Origin of the sequence: Bradyrhizobium sp., assembly GCF_016462955.1 — a bacterium.
Lineage (GTDB): Bacteria > Pseudomonadota > Alphaproteobacteria > Rhizobiales > Xanthobacteraceae > Bradyrhizobium.
Window position 1 is genome coordinate 2,738 of record NZ_JAEMSD010000039.1, and the last position, 8,558, is coordinate 11,295.

7 protein-coding genes and 1 pseudogene are annotated in these 8,558 nt (G+C 65.6%); 5 read left to right on the forward strand and 3 right to left on the reverse strand.

The annotated features are described in order from the left end of the window. Positions 1 to 179: ArsB/NhaD family transporter (locus JHD07_RS06840; protein ID WP_291620377.1), on the forward strand; the 179-nt coding region annotated here is incomplete at its 5' end. A gap of 73 nt (positions 180 to 252) precedes the next feature. Here JHD07_RS06840 and JHD07_RS06845 read toward each other — a convergent pair. Then, positions 253 to 684, reverse strand: a pseudogene (locus JHD07_RS06845) (DUF2380 domain-containing protein); the annotation flags it as partial. A 191-nt stretch (positions 685 to 875) separates the two neighbouring features. Here JHD07_RS06845 and JHD07_RS06850 point away from each other — a divergent pair. The 3 genes from JHD07_RS06850 (at position 876) to JHD07_RS06860 (ending at position 6,090) form a co-directional block, all read left to right on the forward strand. After that, positions 876 to 2,255 (forward strand): histidine kinase, encoded by a 1,380-nt coding sequence (locus JHD07_RS06850; RefSeq protein WP_291620342.1) that lies wholly within the window; start codon positions 876 to 878, stop codon positions 2,253 to 2,255. Then, positions 2,252 to 2,914 (forward strand): response regulator transcription factor, encoded by a 663-nt coding sequence (locus JHD07_RS06855; RefSeq protein WP_291620344.1) that lies wholly within the window; start codon positions 2,252 to 2,254, stop codon positions 2,912 to 2,914. The genes JHD07_RS06850 and JHD07_RS06855 overlap by 4 nt, the downstream gene beginning before the upstream one ends. A gap of 287 nt (positions 2,915 to 3,201) precedes the next feature. Beyond that, complete coding sequence (locus tag JHD07_RS06860) at positions 3,202 to 6,090, forward strand: putative Ig domain-containing protein (protein WP_291620346.1); 2,889 nt, start codon at positions 3,202 to 3,204, stop codon at positions 6,088 to 6,090. A gap of 94 nt (positions 6,091 to 6,184) precedes the next feature. On the opposite strand, the gene JHD07_RS06865 is transcribed toward JHD07_RS06860, so the two are convergent. Beyond that, positions 6,185 to 7,168, reverse strand: a complete 984-nt coding sequence (locus JHD07_RS06865) for a VOC family protein (RefSeq protein ID WP_291620348.1) — start codon at positions 7,166 to 7,168, stop codon at positions 6,185 to 6,187. 147 nt (positions 7,169 to 7,315) lie between these two features. On the opposite strand from JHD07_RS06865, the gene JHD07_RS06870 reads away from it, so the two are divergent. Continuing rightward, positions 7,316 to 8,107 (forward strand): DNA-binding transcriptional regulator, encoded by a 792-nt coding sequence (locus tag JHD07_RS06870; RefSeq protein WP_291620350.1) that lies wholly within the window; start codon positions 7,316 to 7,318, stop codon positions 8,105 to 8,107. Between the two features lie 31 nt (positions 8,108 to 8,138). Here the strand turns inward: JHD07_RS06870 and JHD07_RS06875 are convergent. Beyond that, a partial coding sequence (locus tag JHD07_RS06875) for a cytochrome P450 (RefSeq protein ID WP_291620352.1) occupies positions 8,139 to 8,558 on the reverse strand: 420 nt, incomplete at its 5' end.

Here is an 8,558-nt window from a genome sequence, read left to right on the forward strand (position 1 = left end):
TCCTGATCGGCGTCGATCTCGGCCCCAATCTGTCGGTCACCGGCTCGCTCGCCACCATCCTCTGGCTGGTCGCGCTCCGGCGGGAGAAGATCGAGGTCGGGGCCTGGCCATTTCTCAAGCTCGGCTTGCTTGTGACGCCGCCCGCTTTGATCGCGGCATTGGCTGCGGCCATCAGGTAACGGCCGCCGGACGCGGCCGCCCAGCCATTTGCGGTGCGCCAATGCCGGCAGCGAGCCACGGCTAAAGTTTCCCCGTCGCGAGCGCAGCCAGAATCTCGCGGGACAGGAATATCTCGGCGCGCTCCCAGGCTTCGTCATTGTCGCCGCGGAAGGAATAGAGCTTGTCCATCACGATCTTCCTGGCGTCGATGTCGATCACGGCGACCTTGGCCCATTGCACCAGCGTGCTCGTCTTCTGGATGCCGCCGATGACCTTGAACGCCGCGCCGTCCTGCGCGGACGGAACCAGCCGATAGCGCGGATCGGCACCAATATCCCTTCGAAGGGCAGCCATGAACGCCGCCAGCCGCCGCGCGTGGGCGGCGGTCTGATCGGTTGGTTCGCCCGATGTGTCGCTATAGCTGAAATCGTCCACGGCAACGCCAACGGGGGCCCCGGCAACGACTGGCGAACAAGAGAGGACGAACAGGAGAATGGCAGAGATAATCAGCCGACGGCGGTGCATGAACGAACCTTCCAGGACGGAGTTTTGGCACATCTGGTCGCACGACGAAGGCCATGCAGCTGCGATCATCCCGCCGGATACCGGGAAAATTTCCCGACGTTGCACTGCGGCGAAGCGGGAACGCTTCCCGCACCCTGCGTTCTGCCCTTTAATGCGGGGAGCGACAGCCCCGTTCGCACCAGGTGCCGCCGATGTGGAATCCGAGATTCGATCTCAAGGTCCGTCTGACGCTGCGCGTGGCCGCGATCTCGGCCGCCTGCTTCGCCGCAATCTCCGCCTATTTCCTCGTATCGGCCGATCGTGCTGCGCATGCGCGGATCGACAGTATCGCCGCCATCGTGGCGAAATCGCTGGAGCTGCAACAGGGCAAGGTTCAGTGGGTCGCCAGCCCGCGCGCGGACTTTCCCAACCTCGATCCTGTTTCCGCCTATGTGATGACGCCCGGCCTGTGTCTGGCATTCCGCGGCACCGGCGGCGACAACCTCCAGCGCTTCTGCAGCGGTGCGCCTGCCCCGGCCAACCCGCCGCCGCAAGCCTTCGCCGCGTTCTACCGCAGCCTGTTCAATCCGGAGCGGGAGGCCGCACGCCCGGTCATCGTGCGCGGAACCAGGCTCGGCGAGACCGTGGTCTCGATCGATCCGGCGGTGCAGACGGCGGAGGCCTGGCACGAGGCCGGGCGATTGATGATCGCGCTCGCGATCGCGCTGCCGCTGCTCTGCGCTCTGGTCTATGCCGCACTTGCGCGCGCCCTGCGCCCCACCCGCATGATCGGCGACGGGCTGCAGCGCATCGCCGCCGGCGATCTCAGCACGCGGCTGCCGCCGTTCGACCTCGCCGAGCTCTCCGCCATCCGCGACGTCTTCAACCATCTGGCCGAAAGGCTCGATACGGCACTCGCCGAGCGCAACGATCTGACGCGAAAGCTGATCGCGCTTCAGGACGAAGAGCGCCGCCATCTCGCCCGCGAATTGCACGACGAGTTCGGCCAGTCGCTCGCCGCGATCCGCGCGCTTGCCGCATCCGCCCGCCAGACTGCGGCGCAGGACTGCCCCGATCTGCTGGGAGAGTGCGACAGCATCGCCCGGACTGCGACCGGCATGATGGAGACGCTGCGCGGTGCGCTGTTCCGGCTGCGGCCGCCCGACGTCGACGAGCTCGGCCTGGTCGCGAGCCTCGAAGGCCTGGTGTCGGGGTGGAACGGTCGCAGCCGCGGCCAGCCCCGCTTCGACATCCGGTTCGAAGGCGCCTTCGAAAGCGTGCCGACGTCCGTCAGCGCCAATCTCTACCGTATCGTGCAGGAGGCGCTCACCAATGCGGCCAAGCACGCCGGCGCAACACGGGTCAGCCTGCATCTGACGGCGACCGAAAGCGAGATTGCCCTCGTGGTCGAGGACGACGGCGGCCCTAACGAGGCTTCCGCCAAATCGGGCATGGGCCTGCTCGGCATGCGCGAGCGTGTTGCCGCACTTCGCGGCCACCTGAGTTTCGAGACCAGCCCTCACGGCTCGGCCCTGCGTGTGTTCATTCCGCTCGCGCCCGCCGATCGGCAGGCGCTGGGGCACGCGGCATGAGCGCGGCTGATACGACCATCCTGCTGGTCGACGACCACTCCGTCGTCCGCGAGGGCTATCGCGCCGTGCTGCAGAAACAGCCGGGCCTGCGTGTCATCGCCGAGGCGGGTGATGGCGCGGAAGCCTATCGCCTGTACAAGTCCGAGGCGCCCGACCTTGTCATCATGGACCTCAGCATGCCCGGCATCGGCGGCATCGAGGCCGTCAGGCGCATCAGGCAGTGGGACAAGGCGGCACGGATCCTGGTCTTCACCATGCATGAGAATGCCGGCTTTGCCGTGCAGGCGATCCGCGCCGGCGCGAGGGGTTACGTCACCAAGACCAGTCCGCCCGAGACCCTGGTGCGCGCGGTCAAGGACGTGCTCGCCGGCAAGATCGCCATCAGCCCCGACATCGACCACGAGCTTGCGCTCAGCCGCATCAGCGGCGAAAGCTCGGCCGCCGACGTGCTGACGCCGCGCGAATTCGAGGTGCTGCGGCTGCTGCTCGCCGAGAACACGACGGAGGAGATCGCCGAGACGCTCCATGTCAGCCCGAAGACGGTTGCGAACCTGCATTCCCTGATCAAGGACAAGCTCGGCGTCGGCTCCGACATCGAACTGGTCCGGCTGGCACTTCGACAGGGATTGTTGACGGAGCTCGATCTCGGGCGAGCCTGAGGCAAAGCCGGATCATTCAAGCGCGACATGATCCAGTGATGCGCAATTTTCTCTGAGGGACGGAGAAATCCGCGGAATCAACCGAATGATTTGCAGCACCTCGCCCCATGGTGCCGCTAAATTTAGCACGCGTCCCGCGCCTGATTGGGGACGCGAGGTGCAGCATTTTTGCGACAAGGGCCAGAAAACACCAGGACACGGACGCGGCGAAGCCGATTCTGTTGCGCGCGCATGCGGAACTGAACTAGAAATCCCGTTGCAGTTTCTGGGAATTCATTTCGCAGTCCATGCGTAGATCGATTGTCTTATCGAACCGGTGTCCGTTGGTCCGATGGGATTGGCCGAGCATCAACCGGATTCAGCCACGATGGCTGACCGAAATCTGCCTGCATGTCGCGCTGATCTTCTTCTTTGTCGTCGGATGCACGATCGCCGCCAACGCGCAATGTACCCTGACATCGTCCCCTTCGGCGTTCACGGAGGTGGGGGTGAGCTATTCGCAGGCCAACACGGCCAGCCTTTGTACGACGCCTCTGACCTTTTCTCTGGCAAGCGGGGCGTTGCCGAGCGGCACCACGCTCGACCCATCGACTGGCACGGTATCGGGCACGCCGTCCAGCCAGGGATTTTTCAACTACACCATTCAGGTGACCGACGCAGGCTCTGCCGTTAGCCAGGCCTCAAGCAGCGGTACGATCGCGCCCGTCCTCACCCTCACGGCGACCCCATCCGCAACCGCACAAGTCGGCGTACCCTATTCGCAGACCAATGCCGCCACCGGAGGCACTACGCCCTACAGCTATTCTCTTGCGTCCGGCTCCCTCCCTGGCGGGACTAATCTCGACCCGGCGACCGGTACCGTGTCGGGCACGCCGACCACCCAAGGCGCTTTCAACTACGCCATCCGGGTGACCGGCGCTGGCTCGTCGGCGGCACAGGCCTCCAGCAACGGCACGATTGCGCCGGCCCTCTCCCTGACGGCGAACCCGTCCGCAGCGGCACAGGTCGGCCAAGCCTATTCGCAGACCAACATTGCCAGCGGCGGCACGACGCCCTACGTCTTTTCGCTTGCGTCCGGCTCGCTCCCGGCCGGCACGTCGCTCGACACGTCGAACGGCACCGTATCGGGCACGCCGACCACCCAGGGGCCTTTCAGCTACACGATCAAGGTCACCGATGCCGGCTCGGCGACGGCGCAGACTTCATCTAGCGGCACCATCGCGCCAGGGGCTCTCGCCATCGTGGCGACAGCGTCCATCATCGCGCAGGTCGGTCAGAACTACTCGCAGACCAACGTCGCCAGTGGGGGCAGCACGCCCTATACCTATTCGCTCGCGTCCGGCTCGCTCCCGGCCGGCACGTCACTCGATACCGCGACCGGCACCGTGTCGGGCACGCCGACCACCCAAGGGGCTTTCAGCTATATCATCAGGGTCACCGACGCTGGCGCGGCGAATGCGCAGGCCTCAACCACGGGCACGATCACTCCTGTGACTCTCACCATGACGTCGGCAGCATCCGCCACCACGCAAGTCGGTCAGAGTTATTCGCAGACCAACGTCGCCAGCGGCGGCACCACACCCTACACCTATTCTCTCGGGTCCGGCTCGCTCCCGGCCGGCACGTCCCTCAACCCGTCGACCGGCACCGTGTCGGGCACGCCGACGACCCCGGGTCTTTTCAGCTATACCATCACGGTCACCGACAGCACGACGCCCATTGCGCAGACCGCGACCGCTGCAAGCAGCGGCACGATCGCGACGACGACGACCACGACGTCGTTGCACTCCTCGGTCAATCCGAGCGTGCTCGGCCAGCCAGTGACGTTTACGGCGACCGTCAGCGGCGGCTCGTCGCCGTCCGGCACCGTGACCTTCAGTGATGGCGGCAGCCAGCTCGGCACCGTCAGTTTGGCCGGCATCACCGCGACGTTCACCACGTCGTCGCTTTCCCTGGGCAACCACGCCATCACCGCCAGGTACAATGGCAACGCGAACAACGCGGCCAGCAGCTCGGCCGTCCTGCAGCAATCGGTCGCCATCCCCGCCGACAGCATCAGACTGCGGCAGATGCAGATTCTCGGTACCCAGCAATCTGCGCAGCTCTCCGGTCAGAATATCTCCGGCGCCATCAGCAACGCGATCGACAATGCTTTTAGCGGAAACGTGCAGGCGGTGACGCCGAACGGCAGCGGCTTCACTTACAATTTTGCCGCCGAGGGCCCTGCCGTCCCGCCAGCCGGCGGTTGGCAAGCAGGCGGATCGGCAGCGGACAACCGCGTCAGGGAGTTCATGGCCGCGCCTGACCGCACCACCAGCAATTTGGTCGAGCACGGGTTCTCCGCGCTCGGCTATTCCGGCATCACCAGGGCTCCGCCAAGGACTCCGCCGAGGGCGCCGCCGCCGGACTGGCTGGCGTGGGTCGATGTCCGCGGGATCAGCTTCAGCAATCATGCGCCCGGCACGGACCTCCGCGGCGATCAGCTCAACGTCACGGCAGGCCTCACGCGCAGATTGGGGCCGGACCTCGTCATCGGCGGATTTGGCGGCTTCGAACACCTGGATTTCAATTCAGATGCGTTGAACAGCCGGCTCAAGGGCGATGGCTGGACGGTCGGCGGCTATCTCGGCTGGCAGCTGGCTCCCGACATGAGGTTCGACATGATGCTGGGCCGTTCGGCCATTGGCTACAACGACACGGCCGGCACGGCCTCCGCCACTTTCCGGGGCGTGCGATGGCTGGCATCAGGCGGCCTGACCGGCACCTATGAGGTCCGGGGCTTCTTGCTGCAGCCTTTGGCAAAGCTGTATGCGCTGTGGGAGCGTGACGACGCCTATGTCGACAGCCTCGGTATCGCGCAGCCGAGCTACAGCTTCTCAACGGGGCGGGCCAGCGCGGGCACCCGCGTCAGCTATCCCTTCGCATGGTCGTCCGCGACTTCGTTCGCCCCCTATGCCGGCGTTTATGGCGACTATTACTTCACCGGCAACCAGGCGGCCGTGGCCGGCGTTCCGACAATTCCCCTGCTGCTGCAGGGATGGTCGGCGCGCGTGGCCGCCGGCCTGGACATGAAATTCAACAATGGCGGAACGATCGGATTCGGAGGCGAGCTCGGCGGTCTCGGAAGCCATACATCCGTGCTGACTTACAAGTTGCGCGGTTCGCTACCGTTCTAGCGGTTTCGAGCGAGCCGTCGGGTGAAGAAGACGCGTCAAGACAAGAATGTAGAGCTTCGGTTCTGATTCAATCAGACCCGAAAATGTTCCAGCATCATTCGCGCGCGACCACTGAATCCAGCCACGCGCAGTTCAGCGGCGGCACGCGCGGGTCGGCGACGCGCACGCCGCGGGCCGCTGCATCGAGCCGCATGTCGCGCAGGCGCTTGCGCTGCTCCTCCGGCATGTGGAGCCGCTCGTGCCCCCACAGCGACGGGCCGTCGAAGGTCTCGTGCGGCTGCCAAGTCTCGGGATCGATCACGCGCGCGCCCCAGCCATATTCGATGAAGAAGCCGGACGGCGTGTTCACGTAGAACGAGGTCATGTGATCGTTGGTGTGCCGGCCCAGCGTGTAGGCCACGCGCCCCTCGTCCATCTGCGCGAGGTCGTAGCCCTGCCCGACATCGTCGAGGCTGCCGAGCTCGACCATGAAGTGATGCATCGCCTTGCGCCCCGAGCCGACCATCGCAAAGGAGTGGTGACGGCCGTTGACGTGGAAGAAATAAAGCCCGTAGGGCTTCAGTCCGAAATCGGACACGTGAAAGCCGAGCACGTCGCGATAGAACGGCAAGAGCTGCTCGACATCCTCCACATTAAGCACGACGTGCCCCATGCCGAGCGCGCCGGTGCGGAAGCCCGAGATCGGACGGCCCGGCTTGAACGGCTCGCTCGCAAGCTCCGGCTTACAGAACGCCTCCAGCCTGTTGCCGGCGGGATCTACAAACGCGATCAGTTCGGCGACATGCCGCTCGTCCGCGAGGGCGCGCGAGCCTCGGACCACCTTGATGCCGTGGCTTTCCAGCCGTCCCGCCAACCGATCCAGTTCGGCGGTCGAAGGAACCTCCCAGCCCATCACCGCAAGGCCCCCATCGCTGCCGCCGTCGACGATCAGCCGCTGCTTGCGATCGTCCATGCGGAACGCGCGCATCTTGCCGCCGCGATCGACCTGCTGCATGCCGAGCAGCCCGGTCGCCATCCGGCTCCACTGCTCCAGCTGGGATGAACTGATACCGATATAGCCGAGCGCGGTGATTTCCATCGAATTCCTCCCGGAGGCATCGCGATCACCGCGCCGCGGCGAGCTTGATACCGGCCGCGCGCGATCTTACGGTGGCGCCCCGCAATCGCTTCGCGTTCGCAATGACAATAAGCGCGCCGCGATGTGCCACAAGGGAGGAAATAGGAAGTGTCCAAGGAGCGGACGCCGAACGGCCGGCCCCGACAGTCCGAGGGCGTCCGCGCCTTCAAGCGCGGGCTCGACGTGCTGCACGAGGTCAACCGCTCCGGAGGCATCCGCGCCGGCGATGTCGCCCGTGCACTCGACCTGCCCCGCCCGACGGTCTACCGCCTGCTCGAAACGCTGGAGGAACTCGGCTATATTGCTCGCAGCGCCAGCGACGACCGATTTCGCGTCACCCGGCGCGCGCTCAGCCTCGGCGACGGCTACGATCCCGGCGTGGTGATCAGCCAGGCGGCGGCGCCTCATCTGGCCGATCTCAGCAAGAAGCTGGTTTGGCCGGTCGATCTCTCCACCTATGAAAACGCGGCGATGGTGGTGCAGGAGACCACGCACTCGCGCAGCCCGCTCTCGATCGACCGCGGCATGATCGGCAAGCGCCTGCCGATGTTGCGCACGTCCGCGGGCCGCGCCTATCTCGCCGCCTGCCCGCCGCGCGAACGCGAACTGATCCTCAATCATCTGCGTCGGATCGACGAGGCCGAGGATCGGCCCTTCCTCGATCAGGGCCGGCTCGACCGCATGATCGCCGAGACTGCCGCGCGGGGATACGCGATCCGCAGTGAGGGCGAATACAATCCCAAAACCGCTTCGATCGCCGTTGCGATCGTGCGGGACGGCACCGTATTCGGCTGCATTTCGATCATCTGGATCCGCTCGGCGCTGGGGATCGAGGAAGCCGTCGCAACCTTTGTCGATCCGATCCGCAGCGCCGCAGCAGCCATCGACGTCGGAGCCTGAACTTGGAACGCCGAAATCGACAACCCGCGGGCTATGCCCGTTTCACCCGAACCGGCAAGGAAGCGAGGCCACGCAGCACGTTGTTGAGCGCCAGCACAGGTTCGCCGATCTCGAAACCGGCCACACGCTCCACCAGCACTTCGAGCAGTGCCGTCATCTCCAGCCGGGCCAGATGCAGGCCTGCGCACATGTGCGTGCCGTTGCCGAAGCCAAGATGGTCGTTGGCGCGGCGCTTCACGTCGAAGCGTTCCGGATCCTGCCATTTGCGCTCGTCGCGATTGGCTGATGCGTAGAGCAGCAGCAGGCGGCTCTCGCGCGGAATGGTCAAATCGCCGATCGTGGCATCGGCCGCGAGATGGCGCGTGAACCCTCGCACCGGCGATTCCAGCCGCAGCGCCTCGTTGATCGCATTCGGGATCAGGGCCGGATCCTCGCGGACCAGATCCCATTG

Coding starts and splice junctions, on each gene's coding strand:
- JHD07_RS06850 (WP_291620342.1), top strand. CDS start 876: ATGTGGAATCCGAGATTCGATCTCAAGGTCCGTCTGACGCTGCGCGTG.
- JHD07_RS06855 (WP_291620344.1), top strand. CDS start 2,252: ATGAGCGCGGCTGATACGACCATCCTGCTGGTCGACGACCACTCCGTC.
- JHD07_RS06860 (WP_291620346.1), top strand. CDS start 3,202: ATGCGTAGATCGATTGTCTTATCGAACCGGTGTCCGTTGGTCCGATGG.
- JHD07_RS06865 (WP_291620348.1), bottom strand. CDS start 7,168: ATGGAAATCACCGCGCTCGGCTATATCGGTATCAGTTCATCCCAGCTG.